Source organism: Sphingomonas sp. Leaf231, assembly GCF_001421995.1.
Taxonomy (GTDB): Bacteria; Pseudomonadota; Alphaproteobacteria; order Sphingomonadales; family Sphingomonadaceae; genus Sphingomonas.
Genome location: NZ_LMLS01000003.1, coordinates 138423 through 152165, shown reverse-complemented (window position 1 = coordinate 152165; position 13743 = coordinate 138423). Strand labels below are relative to the sequence as shown.

The window sequence follows — 13743 nt, the reverse complement described above, 5'->3', positions numbered from 1 at the left end:
TCAGCCAAGCGCGGCGGCCAGGAAATCGGTCGAGGCGGTGCGCAGGCGGGTGACCTGCGCGGCGATCCGCGGATCGTGCGGCTCGGTCAGCAGCGCATCATATTCCGCATCCGGCGTCCCGGGCGCGACGATGTGGCGGCGGGCGTCGAGCGCCGCGGCGAGATCGCGAACCTTGTTGAAGCGGTACGGCGAGGGCGCGGTGACGAACGGAGTGCCGTTGACCAATGCGAACACGCAACCGTGGAAGAAATTGGTCACCAGCGCACTCGCCCCGGCAACGCGCGCCGCGAACGCCTCCGGCCCGGCATCGATCTCCTGCACGTCGGCCCAGTCGTTGCGGTAGCCGAGGCTGTGCAGCCGGATACCGTGCCGCTTGCTCCAGCGACGCAGCGCCTGCGCCAGCCATTCGGGAAATCCATGCCCGTAGATCAGGGCATAAGGCGCGTCGTCCACGGCGTCGCGCGGCACGCGGTCAGCGAATTGCAGGACGGGGTCGAGCACCAGCGGCGGTGTTTCGCCGAGTGCCTGCCGCACGAGATCCTCTGCGTTCGCGTCGCGCACCGACACCGCCGTGAACCGCCGCAACCGCTCCGCCCATTCGCCACCGATACCGTCGGCGGCATCGTGGTTACCGAAGCTGGCGGCATAGGACACCAGGCGCTGAGGATGCAGCCCCTCGCCGAAGAACAATGGCGTGCTGGCATACCAGGGATGGCGGAAGTTCCACACCTCGTCGCTGCCGACGACAATCGCGCGATACGGGGGAAGTGCCGCAGGATCGTCGAGCGCGAATCCCGCCGAGCGCGGCAGGCGATCGATCGCGTCGACGAACCGCCGCGCCTTGGCCTTGTAGGCGCGAAGATCCTCGCGTCGGGTCCGCTCCGGCAGCGTCGGTTGCAGCGCGCACCGCCATTCGGCGCGCACCACCGCCGGGCTGTGGTGGTCGAGCAGATGCGCATCATGGCCCATGACGCGCAGCCCCTCCACCAGGCATCGCGCCTGCCAGTAGGATCCATAATTGATGCAACGGTGAAAGGTCAGTACGCCGACCTGCGCGGACGATTCGCTCATTGCGGCGTCAATCGCCGGGAAGCGGCAGGGTTCCGGCGGGCGAGCGATGACGCTTTGGCAACTTATCCGTGTTAGGCCGGTCACATGGATCTGGTGCACTTCTACAAGTCGATCATCGACCTGATTGTCGCGCAGGCGGGATCGGCGGCATTGCTCCACGTCCATGTCGGGATGGCGATCTATCTGGCGGTGCTGACGGCTGCCCCGCCCGGTCGCGGCGCGATCGTGGCGCTGCAGGTGGTGCTGGCCGCGGAACTCGGCAACGAGGCGATGGACTGGCTGGCCGCCGGCGCACGATGGACATGGGGCGACACGCTGTCCGACTTCGCGCTGACGATGTTGTGGCCGGCGGCGATCACTGCGGTCGGGGCATGGCGTCGCCGGCGGTTGCGTCGTGCGATCGCGACGGCGACCCCGTCCCGAACCGGTGCGGTTTCGTCGACGGCAAGCAGGCGTGCACCGATTGCATCCACCTGAACGCTTGCCTTGATGGCCTGCTTGCCGGTAGCGGTCGGGGATGATTGCCGCCGCCTGGCGGTCCATTCGAAGGAGCGACCGTCTTGCGCATTACCATGATCGGCTCGGGCTATGTGGGCCTGGTTTCAGGCACATGCTTCGCCGACTTCGGCCATGACGTGATCTGCGTCGACAAGGACAACGGCAAGATCGAGCGGCTGCTGGCCGGCAAGATGCCGATCTACGAGCCGGGTCTCGAAGACCTCGTCGCGCGCAACGTCGCGGCCGGGCGGCTGAAGTTCACCACCGACCTGAAGGAAGCGGTTGCGGGGGCCGATGCGATCTTCATCGGCGTCGGCACGCCCACCCGCCGCGGCGACGGCCACGCCGATCTGTCCTACGTCTTCGCCGCCGCCAAGGAGATCGGCGAAGCGCTGACCGGCTATAGCGTGATCGTCACCAAGTCGACCGTGCCGGTCGGCACCGGCGACGAGGTGGAGCGGATCATTCGCGAGGCCGCGCCGGGTGCCGAGTTCGGCGTCGTCTCCAACCCGGAATTCCTGCGCGAAGGCGCGGCGATCGACGATTTCAAGCGCCCCGACCGCATCGTGATCGGCTCGGAGGACGATCGCGCCACCGAGGTGATGCGGCAGGTCTATCGCCCGTTGTACCTGAACGCCGCGCCGATCCTGGTGACCGCACGCCGCACCGCCGAGCTGATCAAATATGCCGGCAACGCGTTCCTGGCGACCAAGATCACCTTCATCAACGAAATAGCGGACCTGTGCGAGAAGGTCGGCGCCGACGTGAAGGACGTCAGCCGCGGCATCGGGCTGGACAATCGCATCGGTTCGAAGTTCCTGCATGCCGGCCCCGGTTACGGCGGGTCGTGCTTCCCGAAGGACACGCTGGCGCTGCTGAAGACCAGCCAGGATTACGATGCGCCGCAGCGGATCGTCGAGGCCGTCGTGGCGGTCAACGACAACCGCAAGCGCGCGATGGGGCGCAAGATCATCCACGCGATGGGCGACGACGTGCGCGGCAAGACCATCGCGGTGCTGGGCCTGACCTTCAAGCCGAACACCGACGACATGCGCGATTCGCCCGCGATCGCGGTGATCCAGGCATTGCAGGATGCCGGGGCCAAGGTGAAGGCGTTCGATCCCGAAGGCACCGAGCAGGCCAAGCTGGTGCTGGAGAACATCGAATATTGCGACGGCCCGTATCAGGCGATCGAGGGTGCCGATGCGCTGGCGATCGTGACCGAGTGGGACGAGTTCCGCGCGCTGGATCTGCCGCGGGTCAAGTCGCTGCTGAAGGAGCCGGTGCTGATCGACCTGCGCAACATCTACACGCCGGCCGAAGTGGCGGCGCAGGGCTTCCGCTACACCAGCATCGGGCGGTAATCGGCTGGTGGGGGGCGGTTTTGGCCGCTCCCCTATTCCGGCGTGTATCGGTGCCGGGGCGGATCGCCAGTCAGCCGGATCGCGACAAACGCCGTCATTGCTCCGCCACGCTCGCGATGACGAACGGACGGATCATCTTCGTCGGCGAGCAGTCCGACAGTCGTGAAGTACTGGATGTCGATTGATTGCGGGTGGCGCCACTTTCCGGCGGTTACGCAGGTTCCGCACCGGCTTGAGGCCGGCACGGTGCGTGACGATCACGCGAGGCGCTACGGTTCCGGGCCTTTGATGCCGATCCGTCGCGACGCAGCCGGCCCCGTGGTGGATGTCGTCCCCTCGCTCCGGCTTCACCCGGTCGGCAGGCACGCGCGGCGTTGATCGACCCGGTCCGCGCCGCCGGGTGCACGGGTAAGGACGGACAGCGCACGACAGGTCTGCGTTCCCTCCGCACTCGCCTCTCCGACGACGACGAAGCCGTGAAGTTGCCCGGCCGCCTCAAACCATTCCTGCACTTCTCCACTGCGCATCGCCGCGGCGATGGCGGCGGCGCGACTGCCGGTATCGTCCGGCAGATCGTGCGCCGCCGCCGGGGCTACGACCGTGGAGCGGACGGGAACCGGTGCCGTTGCCGGCGCCACCACGCGTTTCGTCGACAGCGGCCGGGCCGCCGCAATCGCGTGTTGGGGCACCGGCAGGCTGATCGAATAGCCTGGTGGACGCGGCATCGGGGCGCGGGTGGCGGCGACCGACAGTCCCCCCGCACTGACCGCCAGCACGACGCCGAGCGCCGCGGCGGCCCGCCAGCCGCCACCTGAACGCGCGCGCGGCGCGTCCGCAAATGGGTAGTTCGGGTCCAGCGGCACGCAGCGATACTCACGCGTGATGCGGAGCGGGCCAAGCTCGATGGTGGTGCGACGGAGGATGTCACTTCGTCCGTTCGTCATGACCCGTCTCCCCCGATCGCCGGTCCTCCTTGATCGCCCGTCACCATCGCCCGCCCCGCCGCGCTTGGCAAGGCGGGCGCGCCGTTATGGCAGCATCGGCCCGCCGAACAGGGTGCCGAAGTAATCGCCCTTGTTCCACATCGGACGCTCCGGCGCGTCGGCGATCTCGCGAGCGATGCGATAATTAGCATCGACGAAGCGGACGCCCTGATCCCACAGGATCGGCTGGGTCAGGTCATCGCAGGGCTTGTGGTAGCAATTTTCCATGAAGGTCTCGACCGCCTTCTTGCCCGGCCCCTTGTAGCCCGGCCACAGGAACACCGACGGCACCCCCTTCTGAACGAAGCGATAATGGTCGCTGCGCACGAAGATCGCCTGTTCGGGCATCGGATCTGGCGAAAGGCCGACGCCGATCCCGGCGACCGCGCGCGCGATGATCGGACCAAGCGTGGAGTGATCGCCGCCGAACGCGACCATATCCTCGAACCGATAAGTGAGGATCGGCATGTCGAGGTTCACGTCGGCGACGATGTCGCGGATCGGGACCGGCGGATGGTTGGCGAAATAGTCGCTGCCGACCAGACCCTTTTCCTCGGCCGTGACCGCCAGGAAGATGATGCTGCGCTTCGGCGCGGGCGCGTTCTTGAAGCGCCTGGCCTCCTCGATCAGGCTGGCGATGCCGATCCCGTCATCGAGCGCGCCGTTGTAGATCGTGTCGCCGTTCACCGCCGTGCCGACCCCGACATGGTCGAGGTGCGCGGACAGGACCACCGTCTGCGCAGACAGCGCCGGGTCGCTGCCGCGGATCATGCCGACGACGTTGCTGCTGGCGATCGGCCGGAAAGCGGTGGTCGTCGCGACCGACAGCGTACCTGCGGCGGCGACCGGGCGAACCTTCAGCGTCTTGCGCGCCGCGGCCTTGGCGAGCGCGCGCCACTGAGCGCCGAAAACCTTGGCCGCGCCGCTGCTCGACAGCGTACCGAGCAACGGCACCGCGGGGGTCGCGGTGCTGCCGGTGCCGTCGGGCAGCGCCCAGGTGATCCGCTCCGCCGCATACCCCTTGGTGACGGAGGCGAAGGACGGGGCACCGCGCCCTGCCTTGCGCAGGTCGGCGATCGCGATCACCCCGACCGCGCCGTGCTGCGCGGCGGCGGCCTGTCGCGCGGCCGCGCTGCCGAAGGTGGCGGCGACCTCGCTGGGCAGGCCGGCGGGCACGCCGCCGACATAGGCGACGATCTTGCCGCGCACATCCACACCGGCATAATCGTTCACGCCATATTGCGCTGCTTCCAGACCGTAGCCGACGAACACCACCGGCGCGCTGACGCTGGTTGCCTTCGCCGCGGGGTTGGCGGCGGGTGCATAATCCTTGCCGAACACCAGCGGCTGCGCGCTGCCCCCGGCCGGTGTCCAGGCGACGCGGCCCTGCCCGTCGGCCTTGTAGCCGGTCAGCGGCACCGCCTGGAGATAGCCGCCGTCGTCGCCCATCGGCTTCAGCCCGGCGGCGTAGAATTGCGCGGCGACGTAATGCGCGGCGATGTCATATTCCGGCGTGCCGACATCGCGGCCCTTCATCGCATCCGACGCGAGAAACATGACGTGCGCCTTCATCGCGGCCTGATCGGCGGGCAGCGGCGCGTTCAGCGCGGCGTTGCGTTTCGCAAGATCCGCCTTCGCGGCGGAAGCGATCGAAGCAGTGCGGGGTGGCGGCGTCTGGGCCGCGACGTTCGCGGCACACGCCGCAAGCAACGGAAACGCAAGGGAACGGTACATGGAAACGCCCGGACAGGGGGGAAGGAACCACGCATCTTAGGCACGCAAATGGTTGCCGTCGAGACGATCTCGCTGCGTGCCGCGCTTTCGGATGGAACGCGGCGACGGCACTTGTATAGTTGCGCCATGGCCGATGCACGCACCACCCTCGCCGTTCCTGCCGTCACGCGGCGCGAAGATTACGCGCCGCCCGCCTGGGCGGTGCCGGAGGTGGCGCTGGATTTCGCGCTCGATCCGATCGCGACGCGGGTCACCGCGCGGCTGGACGTGCGGCGCAACGGCGCGCACGACGCCCCGCTGCGGCTGGATGGTGCCGGGCAGATACCGCTGTCGGTGCGGGTGGACGGAGCCGCGACCGACGATTGGCGGATCGAGGGCGAACAACTGGTCATCCTGCTGACCGGCGATGCGCATGTCGTCGAGACCGAGGTGGAGATCGCGCCCGATCGCAACACGCAGCTGATGGGGCTGTACGCCTCGGGCGGCAACCTGTGCACGCAATGCGAGGCCGAGGGTTTCCGCCGGATCACCTGGTTCCCGGACCGGCCCGACGTGCTGTCGGTCTATCGCACGCGGATGACCGCCGACAAGGCGCGCTTCCCGGTGCTGCTCGGCAACGGCGATCCCGTCGGCGCGGGCGATAACGACGACGGGACGCACTGGGCGGAATGGCACGACCCATGGCCAAAGCCGTCCTATCTGTTCGCGCTGGTCGCAGGCGACCTGACGGTCAATGCCGACTCCTTCACCACCCGGTCGGGGCGCGAAGTCCGGCTCGGCATCTGGGTACGGGCGGTCGACCTGCCCAAGACCGACCATGCGCTGGCCGCGTTGAAGCTGTCGATGGCGTGGGACGAGCGCGTCTATGGCCGAGAATACGATCTGGACGTGTTCAACATCGTCGCGGTCGACGACTTCAATTTCGGTGCGATGGAGAACAAGGGGCTGAATATCTTCAACAGCCGCTACATCCTTGCCGATCCCGACACTGCCACCGATTACGATTACGACGCGATCGCCGCGGTCGTCGCGCACGAATATTTCCATAACTGGTCGGGCAATCGCATCACCTGCCGCGACTGGTTCCAGCTGAGCCTGAAGGAAGGCTTCACCGTCTACCGCGACCAGGGGTTCTCCGCCGATCAGGGGTCGGCGGCGGTGCGGCGGATCGAGGACGTGCGTGTGTTGCGCGCCGCGCAATTCCCCGAGGATGCCGGCCCGCTGGCGCATCCGGTACGCCCGGAAAGCTATATCGAGATCAGCAACTTCTACACCGCCACGATCTACAACAAGGGTGCCGAGCTGATCCGGATGATGGCGACGATGCTGGGGCCGCAGCGATTCCGCACCGCGACCGACCGGTATTTCGACCGCTTCGACGGGACCGCCGCCACCTGCGAGGATTTCGTCGCCAGCATGGAGGAAGCGGGCGGGATCGACCTGACGCAATTCCGGCTGTGGTATAGCCAGGCGGGCACCCCGCGCGTTTCGGCGACGTTGCTGCACGAGGCAGGGAGCGGGCGCGCGACGCTGAATCTGGCGCAAAAGGTACCGGCGACGCCGGGGCAGCCGGTCAAGCATCCGCAGGTACTGCCGCTGCGCGTGCGCTTGTTCGGAGGCGAAACCGGGCAACCGCTGGGCGAGGAGCAGTTGGTCGTGCTGTCAGACGCCAGTGCCAGCGTAACCTTCGAGACGGTCACCGAGCGGCCCGTCGTGTCGCTCAACCGTGGCTTCTCCGCCCCGGTGATCGTGGAGAGCGACCGCAGCGCCGCCGATCTGGCGTTCCTGGCGCGGCACGACGATGATGCGTTCGCGCGCTACGAGGCGATGCAGCAGTTGATGCTCGACACGCTGATCGCCGCCGCGGTGGAGGGCGAGGCCGATGCGCACGCCGTGGTGGCGGCGGTGGCGGATACGCTCGAGGATCCGTCGCTCGATCGCGCGTTCGTCGCCGAGGCGGTATTGCTGCCCGCGGAGAATTTCATCGGCGACCAGTTGGGCGTCGTCGATCCCGACGCGATCTTCCGCGCCCGCGAGACGCTGCGCCGGGCGCTCGGCCGTGGGCTTGAGGGCCGCTGGCGCGCGGCGTGCGATCCCGCCCTGCTCCGCCCCTATGCCTACACACCCGAGGACAAGGGCATCCGGCGGCTGCGTAGTGTCGCGCTCGGCTATATCGCGGCGTCGGGCGCGGCGGATGCGGCGGCGCTGGCGTGGACGCAGTTCGAGAACGCGGACAATATGACCGATAGGCAAGGCGCGCTGGCGGTACTTGCCAACGGCCATTCGGCGGAGCGCGACGCCGCGCTGGACCAGTTCTACAACCGCTATGCCGGCAATCCGCTGGTGCTCGACAAATGGTTCCAGACACAGGGACTGTCATCACGCGACGATACGCCGGCGCGCGTCGCCGAACTGGCGGAGCATCCCGATTTCAGCCTCGCCAATCCCAACCGTGCCCGTGCGCTGGTGGGCGCGTTCGCGGTCAACCAGCGCGCCTTCCATGCCGAGGGTGGCGCGGGGTATCGGTGGCTGACCGAACAATTGCTGGCGCTGGACAAACTTAACCCGCAGACGTCGGCGCGGTTGCTGCCACCGCTGGGTCGCTGGCGTCGGTTCGACGCGGTTCGAGGCACGGCGATGCGGGCCGAACTGGAAAGAATCGTGGCGACCCCCGGCATCAGCAAGGATCTGTTCGAACAGGCGTCGAAGAGTCTGGACGGATAACCGCGGCAGGGTCGAACCGGCGTTTGCCGCTCGATGTACCATCAGGCGGCGGAACAGCCGCCGCCCGCATGGAACGATCGGAGGCGGAAGAGGCGTTACGCCTCCGCCATCATCACCGTCTTGCGATCACGCTCTTCGCGGCGCAATTCGGTCCGACGCGACTGCGCCGCCATTTTAAGCCACGCATCTTCCGAGCGCTGGCAGCGCTCGCGTACGTTGTCGAGCGTGGCATCATTGCCGTCACGACGATGCTGGGCGGCGATCGCCTCGAAGCGTTCATATTCCTTGATGACCAAGCCCCTTGCGTTGCACGAACGGCGCACGCACAACCTGCGCAGCCAATTCGTCGTAAAGATCGCAGACTTCCACCAACGCGTTGCCGCCCAAGTGTATCCGCTCTCCGATGCGGAAGCGGCGTAATGCGCCGCCCGGTCCGGACCAGCCCACCGTCATGTGACTGCCGCCGCGTACGTCGGCCCGCCGTGCCGCACCCTGCGTATAGCGGAACGTGGCGCGCGCGCGGGCCATGCCGTCCAGTCGCGCCATGCCCCATGACGCCTCCGCACAGAACGTCACCAGCTTGTTGGCGGTGTTGCGCTGTCGCGTGCTGACCGGATGACCGGCGCGGTCGGCCGCGGCGTCGAGCAGGACGTGGAGCAACCGGTCGAGTTCGCCGATCCAGTTGCCGATCACGCGCGAGCGAACCATCCGCTGCCGATCGCACCAAGGCTGATCGAGCCACGATTGATGCGCCTGCGCACGCAGGAAGGCCGTGGCGCGCGCCAGCGTCGCGGCAGCGGCGTCGCGCGGATCGACGTCCGGTGCCGGAGGTGCCGCGTCGCCGGGGGTCACGCCGCCGCGGCGGCCGGATCGAGCGCGGCGATCAACGCCTCCACCCGCGCGCACGATTCGGCGCTCTCCCCGGCAAGATCAAGCGGACGCGCGCCCAGATCCGCATGGTCGGCGTTGAGGAACGGCAAGGCGGCCGAAGCGCCCAGTCGCTCGATCGCCAGCCGCGTCACCCGGCCCTGCCGCTCGGCCCGTGCCGGGTCGTAGCGGACGCGCGCGGCGCGGAACGTGCGGGTCGCGCGCGGTTGCTCTTCGCTCATGCGGCGACGAACAGATTGTGGACGCCGCCGTCGCTTTGCGCGCTGGCGATCCGGGTGGCATAGCGCCGCGCCAGTTGCGCATGCGCGCTACGTGCTTCCAGACCGACGGCAGCGGCGGACATCATCAACGACACCTGATGCCGATGGAAAAGATAATTGAGGTCCATGAGCGGCTCCCTGATCACAAGCGGGAGCGCACGGGCTCTCAGTCATCGGCGCTTGGGGCTGTTTACCGACGATAACATCTTGTAACATGGATACACGTTATGTCCTAATGACGTGCCTGCCGCTCAGCGCGCATCAGCCCGAGTTACGCAATGCGGTGGCGATGGCATTGATCGACAGCAGGATGCCCTCCCGCACGCGCTCGTCGGCCTCGCCGGCGCGGTGGCGCTTCATCAGCTCGATCTGAAGCAGGTTCAGCGGCTCGATATAGGGCAGCCGCAGGCGAATCGACGCATCGAGCGCACGATGACGTTCGAGCAGATGGGCCTGTCCGGTAACGTCGAGCAGCCCGTCGTGCGTCTGTTGCCAGCCATCACTGATCCGCCCGAAGACATGGTCGCGCAACCCTTCGTCCTCGACCAGCCCGGCGTAGCGCCTGGCCAGACCCATGTCGGACTTGGCCAGCACCATCTCCATGTTCGCCAGCGTCGCGGCGAACAACGGCCAGCCCTGCGCCATGTCGCGAAGCAGGGCACGATCCTCGAACGCGGCGATCGCCTGCCCGACGCCGTACCAGCCCGGCAGCATCACGCGCGCCTGCGCCCAGCTGAACACCCAAGGGATCGCGCGCAGATCCTCGATCGCGTCGGATTGCTTGCGGCTGGCGGGACGGCTGCCGATCTTCAGCCCGGCGATCTCCGCGATCGGCGTCATCTGACGGAAGAAGGTGCGGAAACCTTCGGTCTCGTACACCAGCCCGCGATAGGCGCGGAATGCGTCGCCCGAGAGCTTGTCCATCGCCGCGGCGAACGTCGCATTGTCACCGTTCGACAGCGCCTCCGGTTCGAGGCTGGCGAGCAAGGTTGCCGACGCCATCGCCTCCAGGTTGGTCGCGGCGCTCTCGCGCGTGCCGTATTTGCCCGCGATCACTTCGCCCTGTTCGGTGATGCGGATGCGGCCCTGTACCGTGCCGGGCGGTTGCGCGCGGATCGCCGCGAAGCTGCTGCCGCCGCCGCGCCCCACTGCGCCGCCGCGCCCGTGGAACAACTGCATCCCAACGCCCGCCGCATCGAACACGGGCTTCAACGCCGTCGATGCCTTGGATAATTGCCACGTGGACGTGAGATAGCCGCCATCCTTGTTGCTGTCGGAATAGCCGATCATCACTTCCTGATGGCCGCGCGCAGTGGCGATCGTCCGCACTTCGGGAATCGCGAACCATTCGGCCATGATCGCCGGCGCCGCTTCCAGGTCCTCGATCGTTTCGAACAGGGGTACTGCCATGACCGTCGCCGCAGCCGGAGGGCCGGGGCGGTAGAGACCGACTTCCTTGAGCAGCAAATGCACTTCGAGCAGGTCGGACACCGACTTGGTCATCGAGACGATATATTGGCGGATCGCCGCGGGGCCGAAGGTGGCGTGCGCATTCGCGGCGGCCTGCACGATCGCGAGTTCGCCGGCGGTCTCCTCCGAATAATCGGCGAAGCGCGTCGTCAAGGGGCGCGGCGTCGCCAGTTCCTGACGCAGCAGCATGACCCGCGAATCCTCGTCGAGCGCGGCATAATCGGCGCACACGCCGGCGACCCTCAGCATCTCGCCCACGACCCGTTCGTGCACTGCGCTGTTCTGCCGCAGGTCGAGCGTGGCGAGATGGAAACCGAATACGTCGACCGCACGGATCAGCCGCCCGATCGCACCGCCGCTGCCGAGCAGCCCATCGCCACCCTCCGACAACGGCCGCGCGATCGCGATCAGGTCGGCGCGCAGGGCACCCGGATCGGCATAGGGTTCGCCGGTCAGGTGGCCCGGACGCGGTGCCGGCTGCCCGGTCAGTTCACGGTAGGTCGCGGCGGTACGCGCGTAGATGCCGGCCAGCGCGCGGCGGTACGGCTCGTCACTGCGCGTCTTGCCGGTGTCGCCGCTTTTCTCGGCCAATGCCAGCACCCCGGCATCGACCGTGGCATGATGCGCGGAGATCGACAGCTCCGCGCCCATCGCATGCAATTGTTCGAGGTAGAAGCCGAGCACCGCCTGAGCGGCGCGCGACAGGGCGCTACGCAACGAACCGGCGGTGACGAACGGGTTGCCGTCGCGATCGCCGCCGATCCAGCTGCCCGGCCGCAGGAACGCCGGGACTCGCCCGCCCATCGCGCGATCCCAGCGCTGGTACAGCGCCGGGATGACCGGCAGGAACACGTCGCGCAGATAGCTGAGCGCCGTCTCCACCTCGTCGACGACGTACAGCCGCTCGCGTCGCAGCACGCGGGTCTGCCACAACAGCGCGACCTGCCGCACGATCGCTTCGTCGACCAGATCGCCGTCCGGCGTCGTCTCCACCCCGCGATCGCGCAACGCCATCAACTGCGCGATGCGATTGCGGTGATCGATCATGCTCTTGCGCCGCACCTCGGTGGGATGCGCGGTCAGCACCGGAGCGACCAGCGCCTGTTCGAGCAGCGTGCGCACACGATCGTGCCCGACCCCGGCAGCCTCCAGGCGCGCCAGCGCCGCGGCGACGTCCGCGCCCTCCTCCGCGGCGATACCCTGTCGGTCTTCGGCAAGATTGGCGAGCATCGAGAACAGCATGAAGCCGCGCACGAAATCGAGCGTCTCGTCCAGATCGAGTGCGCCCAGTTCCGCATCGGGCGATGCCTGGTGATTGCCACGATGCCGCTCGACCGAAGCGGAACGGATCGCCTCGGTCCGCTCGAACAACGCCTCCCCTCCGTAAGCGCGAATGACGTCGCCCAGCACGCGGCCGAGATAGCGGACATCGGGATTGTTCGTGATCGGGGGCAGCGTGCTCATACGCTATTGCTGCGCCGCGGTACGAGCCGGGTCAATGGGGTAAGCCACGGTCCGGGCCCGCATTGCGGTCGATCAGGTCACCTGCGCGGGCGCCGCACGCAAGTGGCTGGCGGCGCTTACTTCGGCGTGCCGGATGCCTTCGCCGGCTCCTCGGCCGGGGTGGGCAGGTCGGCGTCCTTCAGTTCGCGCGCGCGCTCGCGTTCGTCGCTGGTGACGATGCCGTCGTGGTTGATGTCCTGCGCATCGAAGCGCGCCATCATCCACGTGCTACCCTCCTCGTTGGAGATCGCCCCATCCTTGTTGCGATCGATTTCGTCGAAGCGCGCAGCCAGCCGTTTGGTGACTTCGTTGCGGGACAGCCGGTCGTCGTTGTTGACGTCCAGCCGGCGAAAACGCCGTTCCACCACGCCACCGAAGTCGAGCCGCGACATGACGAACGGCGGCACGTAATTGGTCAACGCTGCCTGCTGCTCGGCACTCGGTTCCTTTTCGCCGCCAGAACATCCCGCAAGCATCAACGCGCCCGCAAATGCCGCGGCACCCACTATCTTCACCTGCATGTCCGTCCCGGCTCCCGAATGCTACGCGTCCAGCTCTACATCCCAATATAGCCAGTCGTGCCACGTCTCATGCAGATAATTGGGCGGAAAGCGACGACCATGTTCCTGCAACTGCCAGCTGGTGGGACGGATCGGATCGATCCGCAGCGGCATCGCCGCCTGCTTCGGGGTACGCCCGCCCTTTTTCAGATTGCACGGCGCACAGGCGGTAACAACGTTTTCCCACAAGGTTCTACCGCCCTGCGCGCGCGGCACGACGTGATCGAACGTCAGATCGCGCGCATGGCTGCCGCAATATTGGCACGCGAAAGCGTCACGCAGGAACAGGTTGAACCGCGTGAAGGCGGGGAATTGGGAGGGCCGGACGAATTGCCGCAGCGCGATGACCGACGGCAGCTGCATCGTACGCGTCGGGCTGTGCACCTCCCGCTCGTAATGCGCGACGATGTCGACCCGCTCCAGGAATACCGCCTTGATCGCGGTCTGCCACGGCCAGATGCTGAGCGGATAATAGGATAGCGGCGTGTAATCGGCATTGAGCACCAGCGTCGGACACGAGTCCGGATGCCGCATCAGGTCGGGATGGAACACGTCGGGACGTCCTCCTTGAACCTTAACTCATCGTGCCGCGTGCTTTCGCGCCGTGGCATGACGCCATGATGACAGGACGGCGGTACGGCATCAAGCGCCCGCTGCGGCGGTGCTGGCGGGATCGGGCGGGCTGTGG

The 13743-nt window shown here is 67.4% G+C and carries 14 protein-coding genes; 4 read left to right on the top strand and 10 right to left on the bottom strand.

What is annotated here, in order from left to right; genetic code table 11:
• Positions 1-1071 carry a polysaccharide pyruvyl transferase family protein gene (locus tag ASE95_RS11990; RefSeq protein ID WP_056636485.1) on the bottom strand — a complete coding sequence of 357 codons (1071 nt, stop codon included), beginning with the start codon at positions 1069-1071 and terminating at the stop codon, positions 1-3.
• An 84-nt stretch (positions 1072-1155) separates the two neighbouring features.
• On the opposite strand from ASE95_RS11990, the gene ASE95_RS11985 reads away from it, so the two are divergent.
• The 3 genes from ASE95_RS11985 to ASE95_RS17715 all read left to right on the top strand — a co-directional run bounded on the left by ASE95_RS11985 (position 1156) and on the right by ASE95_RS17715 (position 3118).
• The gene (locus tag ASE95_RS11985; RefSeq protein ID WP_056636483.1) at positions 1156-1548 is read left to right on the top strand and encodes a hypothetical protein; all 393 of its coding nucleotides are present in this window, start codon (positions 1156-1158) and stop codon (positions 1546-1548) included.
• An 83-nt stretch (positions 1549-1631) separates the two neighbouring features.
• Positions 1632-2933 carry a UDP-glucose dehydrogenase family protein gene (locus tag ASE95_RS11980; protein ID WP_056636481.1) on the top strand — a complete coding sequence of 434 codons (1302 nt, stop codon included), beginning with the start codon at positions 1632-1634 and terminating at the stop codon, positions 2931-2933.
• Between the two features lie 20 nt (positions 2934-2953).
• Positions 2954-3118, top strand: coding sequence for a hypothetical protein (locus tag ASE95_RS17715; RefSeq protein ID WP_156348019.1), 165 nt, complete (start codon positions 2954-2956; stop codon positions 3116-3118).
• A 162-nt stretch (positions 3119-3280) separates the two neighbouring features.
• Here ASE95_RS17715 and ASE95_RS11975 read toward each other — a convergent pair whose 3' ends face one another.
• Both ASE95_RS11975 and ASE95_RS11970 read right to left on the bottom strand, forming a co-directional pair.
• Positions 3281-3877, bottom strand: a complete 597-nt coding sequence (locus tag ASE95_RS11975; protein WP_056636479.1) for a hypothetical protein — start codon at positions 3875-3877, stop codon at positions 3281-3283.
• Positions 3878-3961: 84 nt separating this feature from the next.
• Positions 3962-5650 (bottom strand): M28 family peptidase, encoded by a 1689-nt coding sequence (locus tag ASE95_RS11970; RefSeq protein WP_082450109.1) that lies wholly within the window; start codon positions 5648-5650, stop codon positions 3962-3964.
• A 126-nt stretch (positions 5651-5776) separates the two neighbouring features.
• On the opposite strand from ASE95_RS11970, the gene pepN reads away from it, so the two are divergent.
• Positions 5777-8374, top strand: coding sequence for an aminopeptidase N (pepN, locus tag ASE95_RS11965; protein ID WP_056636477.1), 2598 nt, complete (start codon positions 5777-5779; stop codon positions 8372-8374).
• Positions 8375-8469: 95 nt separating this feature from the next.
• Here pepN and ASE95_RS11960 read toward each other — a convergent pair whose 3' ends face one another.
• The 7 genes from ASE95_RS11960 to ASE95_RS11935 all read right to left on the bottom strand — a co-directional run bounded on the left by ASE95_RS11960 (position 8470) and on the right by ASE95_RS11935 (position 13607).
• Positions 8470-8670: a hypothetical protein gene (locus ASE95_RS11960; protein WP_056636474.1), complete on the bottom strand. Its 201-nt coding sequence runs from the start codon at positions 8668-8670 to the stop codon at positions 8470-8472.
• A complete protein-coding gene (locus ASE95_RS11955) occupies positions 8651-9226 on the bottom strand; it encodes a hypothetical protein (RefSeq protein WP_056636472.1) in 576 nt (191 codons plus the stop codon). The genes ASE95_RS11960 and ASE95_RS11955 overlap by 20 nt, the downstream gene beginning before the upstream one ends.
• Positions 9223-9483, bottom strand: a complete 261-nt coding sequence (locus ASE95_RS11950) for a hypothetical protein (protein WP_056636470.1) — start codon at positions 9481-9483, stop codon at positions 9223-9225. Before ASE95_RS11950 ends, ASE95_RS11955 begins: the two co-directional genes overlap by 4 nt.
• Positions 9480-9650, bottom strand: a complete 171-nt coding sequence (locus tag ASE95_RS18055) for a hypothetical protein (protein ID WP_200918816.1) — start codon at positions 9648-9650, stop codon at positions 9480-9482. Before ASE95_RS18055 ends, ASE95_RS11950 begins: the two co-directional genes overlap by 4 nt.
• Before the next feature lie 133 nt (positions 9651-9783).
• A complete protein-coding gene (gene ppc / locus ASE95_RS11945) occupies positions 9784-12456 on the bottom strand; it encodes a phosphoenolpyruvate carboxylase (protein WP_056636468.1) in 2673 nt (890 codons plus the stop codon).
• Positions 12457-12572: 116 nt separating this feature from the next.
• Complete coding sequence (locus tag ASE95_RS11940; protein WP_162234686.1) at positions 12573-13010, bottom strand: hypothetical protein; 438 nt, start codon at positions 13008-13010, stop codon at positions 12573-12575.
• A gap of 27 nt (positions 13011-13037) precedes the next feature.
• Positions 13038-13607, bottom strand: a complete 570-nt coding sequence (locus ASE95_RS11935) for an HNH endonuclease (protein ID WP_056636464.1) — start codon at positions 13605-13607, stop codon at positions 13038-13040.
• Positions 13608-13743: the final 136 nt, after the last annotated feature.